The organism is Streptococcus sp. VTCC 12886 (genome assembly GCF_049893425.1).
Classification (GTDB): Bacteria; Bacillota; Bacilli; order Lactobacillales; family Streptococcaceae; genus Streptococcus; species Streptococcus suis_AA.
This window is the reverse complement of record NZ_JBMVJB010000029.1, coordinates 1-14202: the sequence shown is the minus strand read 5'-3', so window position 1 is coordinate 14202 and position 14202 is coordinate 1. Positions and strand designations below refer to the sequence as shown.

The window sequence follows — 14202 nt, the reverse complement described above, 5'->3', positions numbered from 1 at the left end:
GATATACTTTTTAAACGGTACGGAAATCCAAAGACCTTGTTAGAGACCCAAACTCTCAGCGAGGCTTTGGATTTTTTTATGTACCTACTAGACGAGCAGGATAAAGAGGAGCTGACTGACATCTGGAAATCAAAAGATGTAGATATGTCATTATCTGACTTCCTCAAAAAATACTCGAAAAAAAGTTATCTCGAAAAGCAAAGCAAGAAACAACAATCAAAAGAAAAAGACAAGGAAGCCATTGCTTTAGCTGAATCCATCTTAAAAATACAAAGAAAGGAGAGTAAAGCATGAATATTTTTGAATTTTTTGGCAAAATCGGGATTGATAACAAGTCCGCAAACAAAGCTATTGACGAAACGACAAGCAAAGCTGAAGGAGCACACGGGAAACTCTCGGCCGTCTTTGGTAAGATAGGGCAATTAGCAACCAAAGCAGGCAAAGTCATGGCCACAGGTCTGGCTGTTGGTATTACTGCATTGGTTGGGCTTACGGGCGCAGCAACCAAACATTACGCAGAATACGAGCAATTAGTCGGTGGTGTTGAGACTCTTTTTGGGGCTGGTGGAAAGTCACTAGAAGAGTATGCACAATCTGTTGGTAAGAGCGTAGACGAGGCGTCTGCTGAGTATAACAAGCTCATGAACGCTCAAGAGGATTTGTTAAACAAGTCCAAAATTGCATATAAGACTGCTGGACTATCTGCCAATCAGTATATGGAGACGGCGACATCATTTTCTGCCTCGCTGATACAATCTGTTGGCGGAGATACTGAGAAAGCCGCTAAACTTGCTGACCAGGCTATTATCGACATGTCTGACAATGCGAACAAGATGGGTACCTCGATGGAATCTATCCAGAATGCATACCAGGGATTTGCCAAGCAGAACTACACAATGCTGGACAATCTCAAGCTCGGTTATGGCGGAACGAAAGAGGAAATGCAACGCTTGCTTGATGACGCTGAGAAAATCAGCGGTATCAAGTATGATATTTCGTCATTTGCTGATGTAACTGAAGCTATCCATGTCATGCAGGAGCAAATGGGAATCGCTGGCACGACCTCGAAAGAGGCAGCATCTACCATTTCTGGATCTGTAGGCATGGTAAAGGCTGCGTGGGAGAACTTCCTAACTGGTATGGCTGATCCTGACCAAGATTTTGGTGAATTGGTTGGAGGGCTTACTGATTCCATCGGTATTGCTCTTGGGAATATCGTTCCACGGCTAGTCCAAGCATTACCTAGATTGATTCAAGGGCTTGCTCAGGTCATTCAAACATTAGTTGGTTACTTGCCACAAATTCTAGGAGCTTTACTCCCTGGCTTGGTGACAGGCGCTACAGAATTGCTGGGTGCACTTGGTGCAACATTGCCAAGTCTATTTATGACTTTGTTCGACCAAGTCTTGCCTCAAATATCTCAAGCGTTTGTCGCATTCTTGGAAAAAGTCTTCTCGGTCCCCGAAGGGAGTTTCCAAGGCTTAACAGATGGATTAAATTTAGCTTTTGCTACCATCAGTTCAATATTCGATGTTCTTTTTGGATCCTTGAGTGAGAAGGATAACATCGACTTACTTACTAAGCTAGGGATGGACTCAGGGACCGCTGAGACCATCATAACAACAACAACCCAAATTGGCGATACAATCAAATCTTCGTTTGAAACTGCTGTCGATATTGTTACAGAAGGCGCAGGCAAGGTTGCTGATTTCATCTCATGGTTCGAAAAAGGCGGACCGAAAGTTGATGCGTTTAAAGCTGCCATTGTAGGTATTACAACTGCATGGGCAGGATACAAGGTGGTAACAGGAACTATTCAAGCAATAGAAACGGTTCGCAATACCTTACTTGCGGTCGGAAACGGGTTGATGCTAGCTAGATTCGCTCAAACTGGAGCATTGACTGCAGCAGAAGCGACCCAAGCGGCTGCTACAATGGGGGCGAGTGGTGCTTTTGGAATATTCAACGCTGTCCTTTCCGCTAATCCAATCGCTATTGTCATCATGGCAATTACAGCCCTTGTCGCTGCATTGGTATGGTTCTTTACGCAGACAGAGACCGGACGGCAAATGTGGCAGGGATTTGTTGACTTTTTAGGCAATGCGTGGACGGTCATTTCTACAACTGCTCAAGGTGTTTGGAACGCCTTGTCGGCTTTTTTGAGCGGTATTTGGTCGGCTATCGTGTCGTTTGCACAGATTTATTTCAATATGTTAGTCGCTTTTTACTCTGGCATTTGGAACGTTATTTCAAGTACAATTTCTGCAGTTTGGAACGGAATAGCTTCATTCTTGTCTGGATTGTGGAATGGTATCTATAGCACGGCATCCAGCATCTTCAATAACATTTCAAGTACCATTTCGAGCGTTATGGACGGAATTTCTAGCACTGTATCCCGTGTATGGAACGGGATTAAAGACACCATTTCAAACGCTATTAACGGAGCAAAAGATATTGTCTCTCGTGCAATTGAAGGAATAAAAGGATTGTTTAACTTTAGCTGGAAGTTGCCTGATATTAAATTACCACATTTTAACGTAAGTGGAGGGGAACCACCGTTTGGGTTGATGGGGAAAGGTTCATTGCCTCGTATCGGAGTTGAATGGTACGCAAAAGGCGGTATCATGAATGGACCGACTGTTTTCGGTATGAACGGCAATAATGCGATGGTTGGTGGAGAAGCTGGTAAAGAAGCTATTTTACCTCTGAATAGGCAGACTTTAGGCATGATTGGCCAAGGGATTGCTGAATCAAGCGACTTTAGCAATCAAGAAATTATGGCAGTCCTATTTGAAATCCTAAGTGTACTGAAAGCCATCTACGACAAGGACGGAAGTGTGTATATCGATAGCGACAAGTTGATTGGCCATATTTGGAAAAAGCTACGTGACAAATTTTCCTTTGAAGACAATGTCGATCTAATCTTTAGAAGGGGGACTTGATGTTTTTTAAGAAATTAAAATGCGATGGTATCGCTCTAGATGATATCGTCAAAATCTCGAAGGTAATTGTTCAACCGGTGGCAGATATCGAGAACCAATCCGATGATAACGCAGTAAACGGAAGAACTTTTCTGCATCAACATCGTGGGAGCAAGGTAATCCAGGTTGAGGCGGTCATCCCAGAAAATGTCTTTGCGACCATTGACCGCTTGAACCAAATCTTTACGGACAAGGAATTGACACTTGAGCTGGAAGAACAACCAGACAGAGTGTATCATGCTCGCTTTAGCAAAATGAGCACACCAACAAGTTTCGTCCGAAACGCTGATATCACCTTTGAATTTGAGGTCTTTGACGGGATCGCTAATGCAAAACACGGCAGAACATTTAATTTTACAAAAAATGCTCAAGGCATCATGGAAGCAACCATCATCAATGATGGCAGTAAAGCTGTCCATGTTAACTATGAGGTAGAATTGGCTAAAGAATCTGGTTTCCTGGGTATCGTTACAGAATACGGGGCTTCTCAGTTTGGGAAAATTGAAGAAGTTGATGGAGTCATTGCTGAAAAAAGCGTCCAGTTAGCCAATAATAAGGCCGGCGACTTTGCCAACTGGACCAATGGCACGGTTTTTTACGAGAACCAAGACAAAAAAGCGGTCACGACCATGTCAGCGGACACTCAATATGGAGGCCGTCTAGGCATACTGCCAGGCAGTTTTACAAACAGCGCAAACGGCAGACAATTTGGGGCTATTAAAGAGCTGGCATTGTCAGAATCCGCTCAAAACTGGTATCTCTGGGCCAAGGCTTGGTTTGAGACCGGCCAGGTTGGCCAGACGGGGGCTTGGTGTCTTGCAGTTGTAGACTCTAATAATAATTTTATTGCCGGTATGGCCATCGAAAAAACAAATACAACTCAGAATCAAGCAACTGTGCATTTTTTGCTTGGCGATGGTGCAGGTGGCAGCCGGTCAGTCCACTATATCAACTTTACTCCAAGCAAGTTCATCCCGCCCAATCCATATGGCGAGGATAGCAAAAATGGCGAGCGAAATATGTTTGACATTCGAAAGGAAAGTGACAAAGTCACCTTTTTCTGGTATGGAAAGTATTTTGTCTTTTACGAATCAAAAATACGGTCTGTCAATGCCAATAAAATCCAGTTTTTTGTTGGCCAGTACAGTGGCCGTAACACAGCTGGACAATTGGTAACCAGGATGTATCTAAACGATTTTACCTTTACCAAAATCAAGGTGCCTTACTGGAAGGACATCCCTAATCGATATAAAGCTGGAAGTATTCTTCAAGTTTTCGGAGAAGAAGGTAGGCTGTATGTCGATAATCAGGTAGCTCTCAGCGATGAGGTTTTGGGCACTAGCTATGTCAAGGTCCCGCCTGGGGAGACCAAGGTACAGCTACTTGTGTCTAGCTTTTCAGAAATTAAAAGAGCAACTGCTGAAATTAAGGAGGCATTTAGCTGATGGATAATATTCGGATTGCCGTCCGTGACTCGACGGATAGCTATAATGTCGCTTTTTTTGACAATGAGTCAGGCATTAAATTTAAAACGCCTAACTTGACAAAGTTTTTAGCCGGAAGTGCCAGTATGCTTTCTTTGAGCTTTAACTCAAAAGATATCGACACTGTCAAGACAGGATGCAAATTGTCTTTTGTCTATAAGAATAAGCCATATTGGCTTAATATCATGGATATCCAAAAAACCGGCTTTAAGATAAACTTAATTGCTTATTCGTTGGTTTTGGAAATCAACAATGAGCAGAAAGGGTCATACAAGTCAGACAAAGCCCAGTCAATCGCTCAATATGTGCGAATTTTTGATCCAGAAAACTCTCTTACAATTGGCATCAATGAGTTGGCTGACAAATCCATCAAGCTTGAGTGGACTGGTACGGACACTCTACTGGATAGGCTGTACTCAATCGCTAATAGTTTTGACGCAGAGTTGGAGTTTGTGACCGAAGTGAATAGCGACTACTCACTGAGGCGCCATGTCCTTAATATTTACCGCAAAGGGAATCTTGGCAAAGATTTAACCGGCCAACCTGTCAGAGTAGGAAAAGACCTCAAAGTCATTAACTATTCTGATAACATCAAAGAGTTATATAGTGCGGTGCATGCCACTGGCAAAGATGGATTGACAATTGCTGGACTTACCAAGACAGTCAACGATGATGCTGGTAAACCGCTCTATGTTACAGATGGAGCTTATCTTCGAGCCCCACAAACGCGGGACAGGTTCCCAGCGGTAGGTAGAAATTCCGCGGATAACTACCTATTGCTGGACCTTGGCAGTACAGAGTATGAAACTAAAGAGGCGCTATACGGCTATATGTTGGCCGAGCTGAAAAAAACTAGTGTGCCAAAAGTATCGTACACAGCAGAAGGAAGTATGGACGGTGAAATCGCGGACAAAATGACCCTGATAGATGATTTGCACTTTGACCCACCTTTGTACGTGCAGGCCAGAATCTCAGAGATGACGGAAGATATCATCACTGGTAGGGTCACAGAAACCACCTTTACGAATTACGAGCGCAAGTACAGTCAACTGTCGGATGACTTGCTCAAACGTGTCGAAGAGCTAGCAAAGGAAGCTATGCCATATACGCTTGATTTGGCCACAAACAACGGCACAATCTTTAAGAACGGCGCTGGCAATAGCCAGATAACCCCCACCTTAAAACGAGGCTCAGAAACGATTTCTGGGGCCTCTTTTGTGTGGACTATCAATGGGACTAGCACCACAGCATCCACCTATACAGTATCCGCTGCTGCCGTCAGTGGCACGGCCGTGGTCAAGGTCGAGGCCATACTTGCTGGCAAAGTGGTGGCGACAACAGAAGTAACATTTACGGATGTTTCGGACGGCGCAGATGGTCAAACTGCTGTAGTCCATTGGGCTTACTCAGACAATGCAGATGGTACAGGTCTAACATTAACTGATAATGGTCAACGGTATATTGGACAATACTCAGACTATACGCAAGCTGATAGTACTGACAAGACGAAGTATCGTTGGGCTGACAGATGGGCGAAGATTGATATTGATACTCGTAATCTATGGATTCAATCACGGACCACAGGATGGTTTTTAACCGAGGCCTTGCCTAGCGGTCATGTTACTGGGCAAAATTTGTGTTACAAAATATTTAATTGGGGGGATGTTACATTTAATATTGAACCAGATTTTAGCTCAAGGCTTTATCGTACGGTTACTTTTAGCGCTTGGATAAAATATGAGAATGTCGTTCAAGGCGCGAATGTTTGGAATGTGTTTAACTGTTTTAAACACGAAATGGTTCGCAAGAACAGCTCGACTGGCGCTGTTACTGGCACGGACTATCAAACTTTAGCAGGTTTCACAGGAACGTCGGACTGGAAGTATATATCATATACTTACGACTACTCAGCTAATACATCATACGACCAACTTAAGACTTCTATTAAATTTAATCTTGAGGGAGTAACAACTGGTGTCGCTTGGATAACTGGAGTAAATATTCAACTAGGCACTGTTGATACCGGACATTCCCTAGCTCCCGAAGACGTCCAAAAAGAAATTGATTCCAAAGCTGACCAAGAAAAAGTGGTCTACAAAACCGACATTTCTGTCACAGATGAGGGTATCATTCACAGCGCATCTAAGACGGTAAATGGACAGACAATAGCATCTATGATAGCTCAGAGAGCTGAATGGGTTGAGATTATCGCTAATCTACTTAAAGTAAAAGGGAACATGATAGTCGATGGTACGATTGGTGCCAATAAGCTATCTGTTTCCACCTTGTCAGCCCTTGCTGCTGACCTTGGGCAAATTAGTGGCGGTTCGTTGGAATTACTCAAGAGCGAAGCCCAAGCGACTTCAACAGACAGTTGGGGGAGCTTTGTAATACCTGCTCATAAGTGGGGACTCTACATAGACAATATCGGGGCTATCAGTTCTGGGACACCCGTCAGGAAATCAAGTAGTGAGAGTACAGCGAGTGATATGCCGGTCGCTGTGCTGACCTCTGGACAATTACGGTTCGCAAGGGTTAACCAAAACAATGATTTAGGCAGTGTCCTGCATTATGGTTTATCAGACCCTGATAATGCGACTATCAGTTTCGTAGTTGCATCGGATGGAACTAAGCAACTTCTGATACAAGCGAACGGACAGATTGTGAATCAAGGGACAAACTACACAGGTTGGAACTCCACAGGTGTAGCAGGAGTTTATTATAAACGCCAAGGAGATGTCGTTGCCCTCAAATTGCAGGTTACTACAACGGCTAACCAATCATTAAATTTAGGTAGTATACCAGTAGCTCTACTCCCTATCGCAAACAATGGCACAATGATGCGAGTAACAGCTTGGACTACAGACCAGAGTTTTGGTCGAAACCTACAAATAAATGGCGATGGTTCGATGGTTTTGCTCGCATCTAACCGTGGAGATACCATTAACACACAAGTCACATGGATTATTTAGGAGGAAAGAATGAAGTTAGAATTTATCAGCAAGTCATTGGAGTATCTTAATAGTGACCCTCATAGGACAAAAGTTATTCTCGGAAATTCTGAGGGAGCCTTTTATCCAATTTACTTTGACAAGGATGCCATCGGCAAACCTGATGTCGAGCTACTCAATTTGGCTTTGGAAAAAATCTATCAAGATAACTTTCCAAACAGAGCCGAAACTGAAAAATTTAATGTTATAGACAAGACTATCGAAGAAGCTACTCAAACAATCGGGGAAATTGATGAGCAAGTGCAGTTGTCTACCGCATCTCGCTCAGCATTTTTGCAGACCGTTATGACGCTATACGGAAAAGGGTTGCTTACGGATGAAGATTTATTGCAAACTGGTCTATTTGATGATGAAGTTGTCAAAGAGACCTTGTAACTTACTTAAAAACAAAGAATGGAGAACAGATATGATGATTAAACTTTACGCAATTGAAATTTTTGAAGGAAATATCAAATACAAAGATTTGCCTTTTTCAGTTCTTATCAAAAATAAAATCAAGGCCTATCTCACAAAGATGGTCGAAGATAAGGAAATCTTGGCTGAACTGATTAGTGAGGAATAGGGATGCAATTTAGACCTGAGCATGTATATACATTCGTTGCCTTTGTATCGAGCGTTCTCGGCATGTGGTCAATCTTATCTGCTAAGATGACAAGGCAAGAAAATCGCAGTACGGTACTTGAAAAAGACATTGAAAATTTAAAAGAATTTAAAGAGAGCGCTAACCGTCGTTTGGACAGCCATGATGAGCAAAATAAGGCAATTTTGGTTTTGGCTGAACAAGTTAAAAGCATGGGCGACGACATTAGAGAGCTGAAGCGTGTCATTATGAAGGAGAATTAGATGAAAAAAATCAATTGGCGTGTACGTTTACGCAATAAAACATTTTGGCTAACACTAGTACCATTGTTGGTGCTTTTGACACAGCAATTAGGACTAAACTGGGTACCCCAAAACTGGGAATCCATTTTTGGTACAGTCATGGCAATTTTGACAGTTGTGGGAATTATCAATGACCCAACAACTGCTGGAGTAAAAGACAGTTCGCAAGCATTAAATTATGCAGTGCCGAAAGGAGAATAGATGGTCGAACGGATTTACGAAGAATTGATGGATGTCGGGCCGTTAGTAGCGAAAGCTGGCATCGTCATCCACAATGATTACGGATCAAACACATCAGAATGGTATGTCGATTGGCTTCGGTATCGGAATAAAGAGCTTGGAATTGCCCAATTTTACGTGACAAAATACACGATTGTCCAAGTGATTGCCTTGGAAAATATCGGCTATCACACGGGCGATTGGCAATCTAACGAGCGTTATGTCGGTATCGAAGTGTGTCAATCAGTCAGTGCCAGTGATGCGGATTTCAAGGAAAACGAAGAGATGAGCTTCATGTTGGGAGCTGAAATTTTACACAAATTTGGTTTGCAGGCGAATAATAGCACTGTTCGCTTGCATCGGGAATTTGTGCCGACAGCTTGCCCGCATCGGTCTTGGGACTTTTATGGTGAGAGTACCAAGCGTTACTTCATAGAGCGTGTTGGTTACTGGATGACAAAAGGCAAAACAGTTGAAGAAATGCTTGCGAATACAAATAGCAAGCCAGCAGTTGAAACAAAGAAAGAAGAAGAGGTAGAACAAATGGATTATGTAGTACGTAGCAAATCAGGCAAACAAGGTTATGTCGGTGTCGTGAATGGTGCAGTTTTTGGTATCGGGGACATTGCGACAGTATCACAATTGCAAGCAGCAGGCGCTAAGCATCTCACACTTGATGATGGTGACTTCGCACGCTTTTTGGAATCACAAAAATTTGACGATCAAAAATTAGTTGCTTCAGTTGATAAACTGACTGAGCAAATTTCTAAACAGAAATAAAAAATCGCCCTTAGCTTTTTGCCGAGGGCTTTTTTTGTTGCCTTTTTTAGTTTTATCAAAAAAATATTTAAAAAATTTTCAAAAAAACGTATTAAATACTTGACGTATAAAAAATAATACGTTATAATATAATCAAGATAAAGATAAAACAAAAAGCCCACAGGGCAGGAGGAAAACGTCATGAAAATCATCACAACTCTTCAAAATGGTAAACCACAAGTTGCTGAGGTAACTTGGGAAGAATTTCAAACATTGAATTTCAAATATGAAACTTCAAAAACATTGCAAATCGGAGCAACTTCTGAAAATGTTGGGTACATTAAAGTGTACTTCGACAAAAAAGGAAAAGTAGTAGACTCTAAAGCGATTTTGAAGGCAGAAGGCCCAACTTCGATCTTCAAAAAAGAAGCCATCAAGAAAAACGGTCAGCTTACTAAAAGAGCTATCACAATCTTGAAAGAGGTAGCTAAATGATAATAAATACTACGCAAGTAGAAATGGTCTTGAACAATAAGGCCATTCCTGCTTACTCGTTAGAAGCTGAAACAGGCGTTAGTCGCGATAGAATATCAAAGTTGAGGCGAGGAGACATCAAGTTTGAAAACATGAGTCTCAAAACCATCATGAAAATCCAGAAATGGATAGATGACGGAAATTATAAATTCAGCTATGACTATACTGAGCTCATTAATGAGCTCAAAGAAGATATAGCCGAATGGCTCACGAGCGATTATATTTATATCGTCCGTGGTGAATATCTTGAAGCAATTAAATATGCTCCAATTGTGGACTATTATTACGAACCAGAGCAGATTGAAAACGGTGATATAGCTGAAAAGGTCAGTACAGCTTCTGTATTAGCAGAAATGGAACTGTTTAATAATATCTTATGAAAAGAATAGATTTAATTTGACTATGTTTTACCAGGCGAGCCAGTCAGACCATGGGAGATTGTGAACGAGGAGAATGTAGCGGATGTGATGAGGGAATTAAAAAAGACCTTGTCCAGAGGTCGGGGAGTAGTCGGGGAGTTGTAACTTTAAATGGCTATATAATAAACAAAAAAACTATCTCAGTGATAGTCTTTTTTTAATAGATTGGGATCTCAACAATTCGAGAGTAGGTTTTTTCTGCGGTTATTTTTCCATGGTAAAATTCAATCAGACTTGCCAAGGTTTGCTCTAGACAATCCTTATCCACAAAAACCATGGTTGAAACTTCAGTAGTAAACTGGGTATCAAATTCTTCTAAGCCGTGCCCTGCTCGCCAATTGGCAAACTCTTGATATTGGGCGTAGGACATGATAATAGAAATTCCTTCTTGTTCCTTGACTTTTACTACTCCGATATTTTTTACTGCATTAGCCACTGCTCCAGCGTAGGCACGAATGAGACCACCCGCCCCTAATTTTATGCCTCCGAAATACCGAGTGACAACAGCTACAACATTTGTCAACTCGTGGTTTTCTAAAACGGTTAGCATGGGTACGCCGGCTGTTCCAGAGGGCTCCCCATCGTCTGAGGAACGCTTGATTTCCATACTTTCTCCAAGGATGAAAGCTGAGCAGTTATGGTTAGCTTTGTAGTGTTCTTTTTTTATCTTGTTAATAAAGTCGCGAGCTTCGTCCTCGCTAGTCACTCGTTTCATAAAGCAGATAAAGCGGGATTTCTTAATTTCTTCCTCAACCAGACCATCTTCTATAATTGTCTTAAATTCTTTCATAATTAAATTGTACTAATTTTTTTACAAGCTGACAAGAATTTCCGAATAAATAAGTGATGAATGAACTAGAGAATTACCATGGAAGACTTTTTACTAAATACCAATTAACGTCAGAAGAAAGAAAAAAAGCAAAAACAATTTCCAGTGTAGTAGGAAAGAATTCTTGTTTCCGATGCGGTACATCGTTTGAGGAAGAAAACAAGCTGCCAAATGCTGCGTATTATTGTCGGGCTTGTCTCCTTTTGGGGAGAGTTCGAACAGATGAGAAACTCTACTATTTTCCACAGAAAGATTTTTCAATGAATGCTTGTCTTCTATGGAAGGGGGCGCTGACCGATTGGCAACAACGAATATCAGATGGACTAGTTGCGAATGTGGAAAAACGACAAGCAACTCTTGTTCATGCTGTAACAGGTGCGGGCAAAACGGAAATGATGTACCATGCTGTTGCATCACTAATTAATAAAGGAGGTGCTGTATGTCTAGCCAGTCCAAGAATTGATGTTTGTATTGAACTCTACAAGCGACTACAAAATGATTTTTCGGTCCCAATTAGTCTGCTACATGGAAAATCAGACCCATATTTCAGAACGCCACTCGTTGTTGCGACCACTCATCAGTTGTTAAAGTTCTACCAGGCATTTGATTTGGTCTTGATCGATGAAGTAGATGCTTTCCCCTATGCAGACAACTCAATATTATATCGAGCAGCAGATAATGCAGTTAAAGTAGACGGTGTTTTAGTATTTTTAACAGCAACCTCTACGGATGAATTAGATAAAAAAGTCAAATCAGGTAAATTGCAAAAACTCAGTCTCCCTAGACGTTTTCATGGAAACCCGCTTGTGGTTCCGCAAAAGGTCTGGTTTTCCAAATTCGATACATATTTGGGGAAAAATAAATTAGTTCCAAAACTCAGAAACGCCATTCAAAAGCAAAGAGAAACAGGCTATCCATTACTTATTTTTGTACCAGAAATTTCGAAAGGATTGGAATTTGCAACCATAATGGAACAAATCTTTCCAGAAGAAACAATTGGTTTTGTATCGAGTCAGACAGACAATCGGCTTGAAATAGTCGAAGGATTTCGCAACAAAGAAATTACAATTTTAATTTCTACTACAATCTTAGAGCGTGGTGTAACATTCCCAGGAGTAGATGTCATTGTTGTTCAAGCCGATCACTACTTATACACGTCATCGAGTCTCGTGCAAATTTCAGGTCGGGTCGGAAGAAGTATGGACCGTCCGACGGGCTTACTTCTGTTTTTTCATGAAGGAAGTACGCGGTCAATTGAAAAGGCAATTGCAGAAATCAAACAAATGAATAAGGAGGCAGGTTATGTCTAATTGTTTGCTCTGTTCCCAGAACCTGAAAAACCAAATAAAATTTTCGGAAATATTCATTTTTTGTAGAAAAAAATCAGGTATCTGCTCAGATTGTTTAACATCTTTTGAAGCAATATCGGAAAAACATTGTCCGTATTGCTATAAAAATGGAGTTATCGAACGTTGCACGGATTGTCAGTATTGGTTAAGTAAGGGAATGTCGGTTTCTCATACTGCATTATTCAAATACAATAAAGCGATGGCGAATTATTTTAGTAAATACAAATTTCAGGGAGACTATATTTTAAGAAATGTTTTTGCAAAAGAGATTAAAATAGCACTAGGTCAATTCCCTGGTTATACAATTGTTCCAATTCCAATTAGCGAAAATCGAAAAGAAGAACGTGGTTTCAATCAAGTAGAAGGGATATTGACCGCAGCTAATATATCCTATGAATTACTTTTGGGAAAACAGGATAGTAAAAAACAATCATCACAAAATAGGAAGGAGCGTTTAGAGATGCACCAACAGTTTTTTCTCCAAGATGAAAAAAAATATCCCTGACAAAATTTTATTGATTGATGATATATACACAACAGGCTCAACATTACAATCAGCAAAACACACGATTATGAAAACAGGAAAGAAAGAAATCAAGACATTTTCACTAGCGAGATGAGAAAACGGTTGCAATTTTGTAGTAATATGGTATAATAATAGAGAAAAAAGGCGAAAGCCAAGAAAGAGGTACTAATATGATTAAATTCAGTATTCGTGGAGAAAACCTTGAAGTGACAGATGCTCTTCGTACTTATGTTGAAGAAAAAGTTGCAAAAATTGAAAAGTATTTCACTAAAGAGCAAGAATTGAATGCAAAAGTAAATCTCAAAGTTTACAGAGATAAACGTTCAAAAGTTGAGGTGACTATTCCCCTCGGAGGTATTACTCTAAGAGCAGAAGATATATCTCAAGATATGTATGGTTCAATTGATTTAGTTGTTGACAAAATTGAACGTCAAATCCGTCGCAATAAAACAAAGATTGAAAGAAAACATCGACAAAAAGTGGCAACTGGTCAAATCTTTACAGATGAATTAGTAGAACAAGTAGAAAATGAAGTAAAAGTTGTTCGCACAAAGCAAGTTGATTTGAAACCAATGGATATGGAAGAAGCAATCTTGCAACTTGAGTTACTCGGTCATGATTTCTTTATCTATACAGATGCAAATGACGGAACAACTAATGTATTGTATAAACGTGAAGATGGTGATTTAGGACTACTTGAAGTTCGCTAATAATATAAAATCTAAAATACAGTTGAGTCGCAAGAGAACTTGCGGCTTTTACTATTTCTATATTCAAGTTTATACTAATCATCGATCGCATCTTATCAAATGTCCTTCATTGATAAGTTAAAATGAGCAGGTGCTAGGACCTAAATTTGAGCCCAAATTTCAAGAAAAAAAACGAAAAAAGTTTGAAAAAGTAGTTGACAATAGTAAGTGAAGATGATAGAATAATTGAGTTGTCTCATGAGGGCGATCGATACAAAAGGAACGAAAAAAAGTTTCAAAAAAGTATTGACAAGACCTTGAAGAAGTGATAAACTAAGATAGTTGTCGCAAGGACGTGACAACGACAAGACCTTTGAAAATTAAAGAAGACGAACCAAACGTGCAGGGTGATTTATCTAAGGATAAATCGTCAATGACAAAACAAAAAACAATAAAACGGAAAGCTAGCAATAGCTTGAGTTTGAATCAAAACTTTTAATGAGAGTTTGATCCTGGCTCA

The 14202-nt window shown here is 40.6% G+C and carries 14 protein-coding genes and 2 pseudogenes; 15 read left to right on the top strand and 1 reads right to left on the bottom strand.

Going from position 1 to position 14202, the window contains the following annotated elements; all coding sequences use genetic code 11:
- Positions 1 to 78: 78 nt before the first annotated feature.
- The 12 genes and pseudogenes from ACPC57_RS08780 to ACPC57_RS08725 form a co-directional block, all read left to right on the top strand.
- Complete coding sequence (locus ACPC57_RS08780; RefSeq protein WP_434066766.1) at positions 79 to 294, top strand: hypothetical protein; 216 nt, start codon at positions 79 to 81, stop codon at positions 292 to 294.
- Positions 291 to 2942 (top strand): hypothetical protein, encoded by a 2652-nt coding sequence (locus ACPC57_RS08775; RefSeq protein ID WP_434066765.1) that lies wholly within the window; start codon positions 291 to 293, stop codon positions 2940 to 2942. Before ACPC57_RS08780 ends, ACPC57_RS08775 begins: the two co-directional genes overlap by 4 nt.
- Positions 2942 to 4426, top strand: coding sequence for a phage tail family protein (locus ACPC57_RS08770; protein ID WP_434066764.1), 1485 nt, complete (start codon positions 2942 to 2944; stop codon positions 4424 to 4426). The genes ACPC57_RS08775 and ACPC57_RS08770 overlap by 1 nt, the downstream gene beginning before the upstream one ends.
- Positions 4426 to 7437, top strand: coding sequence for a phage tail protein (locus tag ACPC57_RS08765; protein WP_434066763.1), 3012 nt, complete (start codon positions 4426 to 4428; stop codon positions 7435 to 7437). Before ACPC57_RS08770 ends, ACPC57_RS08765 begins: the two co-directional genes overlap by 1 nt.
- 9 nt (positions 7438 to 7446) lie before the next feature.
- Positions 7447 to 7851 (top strand): DUF1366 domain-containing protein, encoded by a 405-nt coding sequence (locus tag ACPC57_RS08760; protein WP_434066762.1) that lies wholly within the window; start codon positions 7447 to 7449, stop codon positions 7849 to 7851.
- A 31-nt stretch (positions 7852 to 7882) separates the two neighbouring features.
- Positions 7883 to 8038, top strand: coding sequence for a CD1375 family protein (locus ACPC57_RS08755; protein ID WP_434066761.1), 156 nt, complete (start codon positions 7883 to 7885; stop codon positions 8036 to 8038).
- Positions 8039 to 8040: 2 nt separating this feature from the next.
- Entirely contained in the window at positions 8041 to 8319 is a 279-nt protein-coding gene (locus tag ACPC57_RS08750; RefSeq protein ID WP_434066760.1) for a DUF7365 family protein, read from the top strand.
- Positions 8320 to 8559, top strand: a complete 240-nt coding sequence (locus tag ACPC57_RS08745) for a phage holin (protein ID WP_434066759.1) — start codon at positions 8320 to 8322, stop codon at positions 8557 to 8559.
- On the top strand, positions 8560 to 9357 hold the full coding sequence (locus ACPC57_RS08740) for an N-acetylmuramoyl-L-alanine amidase (protein WP_434066758.1): 798 nt from the start codon (positions 8560 to 8562) through the stop codon (positions 9355 to 9357).
- Positions 9358 to 9537: 180 nt separating this feature from the next.
- On the top strand, positions 9538 to 9831 hold the full coding sequence (locus ACPC57_RS08735) for a hypothetical protein (RefSeq protein ID WP_434066757.1): 294 nt from the start codon (positions 9538 to 9540) through the stop codon (positions 9829 to 9831).
- On the top strand, positions 9828 to 10250 hold the full coding sequence (locus ACPC57_RS08730) for a hypothetical protein (protein WP_434066756.1): 423 nt from the start codon (positions 9828 to 9830) through the stop codon (positions 10248 to 10250). Before ACPC57_RS08735 ends, ACPC57_RS08730 begins: the two co-directional genes overlap by 4 nt.
- A 27-nt stretch (positions 10251 to 10277) precedes the next feature.
- A pseudogene (locus ACPC57_RS08725) lies at positions 10278 to 10394 on the top strand (hypothetical protein); the annotation flags it as partial.
- Positions 10395 to 10446: 52 nt separating this feature from the next.
- Here ACPC57_RS08725 and ACPC57_RS08720 read toward each other — a convergent pair.
- Positions 10447 to 11079, bottom strand: coding sequence for a YigZ family protein (locus ACPC57_RS08720; RefSeq protein ID WP_274504533.1), 633 nt, complete (start codon positions 11077 to 11079; stop codon positions 10447 to 10449).
- Positions 11080 to 11135: 56 nt separating this feature from the next.
- Between ACPC57_RS08720 and ACPC57_RS08715 the strand changes: the two genes are divergently transcribed.
- The 3 genes and pseudogenes from ACPC57_RS08715 to hpf all read left to right on the top strand — a co-directional run bounded on the left by ACPC57_RS08715 (position 11136) and on the right by hpf (position 13703).
- Positions 11136 to 12428, top strand: a complete 1293-nt coding sequence (locus tag ACPC57_RS08715; RefSeq protein WP_277845226.1) for a DEAD/DEAH box helicase — start codon at positions 11136 to 11138, stop codon at positions 12426 to 12428.
- Positions 12421 to 13087 (top strand): annotated as a pseudogene (locus ACPC57_RS08710) (ComF family protein). Before ACPC57_RS08715 ends, ACPC57_RS08710 begins: the two are co-directional and overlap by 8 nt.
- A gap of 76 nt (positions 13088 to 13163) precedes the next feature.
- Entirely contained in the window at positions 13164 to 13703 is a 540-nt protein-coding gene (hpf, locus tag ACPC57_RS08705; protein ID WP_217374638.1) for a ribosome hibernation-promoting factor, HPF/YfiA family, read from the top strand.
- Positions 13704 to 14202 lie beyond the last annotated feature (499 nt).

Excerpts from the sequence above, each read along its gene's own strand:
- ACPC57_RS08770 (WP_434066764.1), top strand. The coding sequence starts at position 2,942 with ATGTTTTTTAAGAAATTAAAATGCGATGGTATCGCTCTAGATGATATC.
- ACPC57_RS08750 (WP_434066760.1), top strand. The coding sequence starts at position 8,041 with ATGCAATTTAGACCTGAGCATGTATATACATTCGTTGCCTTTGTATCG.
- ACPC57_RS08765 (WP_434066763.1), top strand. The coding sequence starts at position 4,426 with ATGGATAATATTCGGATTGCCGTCCGTGACTCGACGGATAGCTATAAT.
- ACPC57_RS08720 (WP_274504533.1), bottom strand. The coding sequence starts at position 11,079 with ATGAAAGAATTTAAGACAATTATAGAAGATGGTCTGGTTGAGGAAGAA.
- ACPC57_RS08745 (WP_434066759.1), top strand. The coding sequence starts at position 8,320 with ATGAAAAAAATCAATTGGCGTGTACGTTTACGCAATAAAACATTTTGG.
- ACPC57_RS08715 (WP_277845226.1), top strand. The coding sequence starts at position 11,136 with ATGAATGAACTAGAGAATTACCATGGAAGACTTTTTACTAAATACCAA.
- ACPC57_RS08775 (WP_434066765.1), top strand. The coding sequence starts at position 291 with ATGAATATTTTTGAATTTTTTGGCAAAATCGGGATTGATAACAAGTCC.
- ACPC57_RS08780 (WP_434066766.1), top strand. The coding sequence starts at position 79 with ATGTACCTACTAGACGAGCAGGATAAAGAGGAGCTGACTGACATCTGG.
- ACPC57_RS08740 (WP_434066758.1), top strand. The coding sequence starts at position 8,560 with ATGGTCGAACGGATTTACGAAGAATTGATGGATGTCGGGCCGTTAGTA.
- ACPC57_RS08735 (WP_434066757.1), top strand. The coding sequence starts at position 9,538 with ATGAAAATCATCACAACTCTTCAAAATGGTAAACCACAAGTTGCTGAG.
- ACPC57_RS08755 (WP_434066761.1), top strand. The coding sequence starts at position 7,883 with ATGATGATTAAACTTTACGCAATTGAAATTTTTGAAGGAAATATCAAA.
- ACPC57_RS08730 (WP_434066756.1), top strand. The coding sequence starts at position 9,828 with ATGATAATAAATACTACGCAAGTAGAAATGGTCTTGAACAATAAGGCC.
- hpf (WP_217374638.1), top strand. The coding sequence starts at position 13,164 with ATGATTAAATTCAGTATTCGTGGAGAAAACCTTGAAGTGACAGATGCT.
- ACPC57_RS08760 (WP_434066762.1), top strand. The coding sequence starts at position 7,447 with ATGAAGTTAGAATTTATCAGCAAGTCATTGGAGTATCTTAATAGTGAC.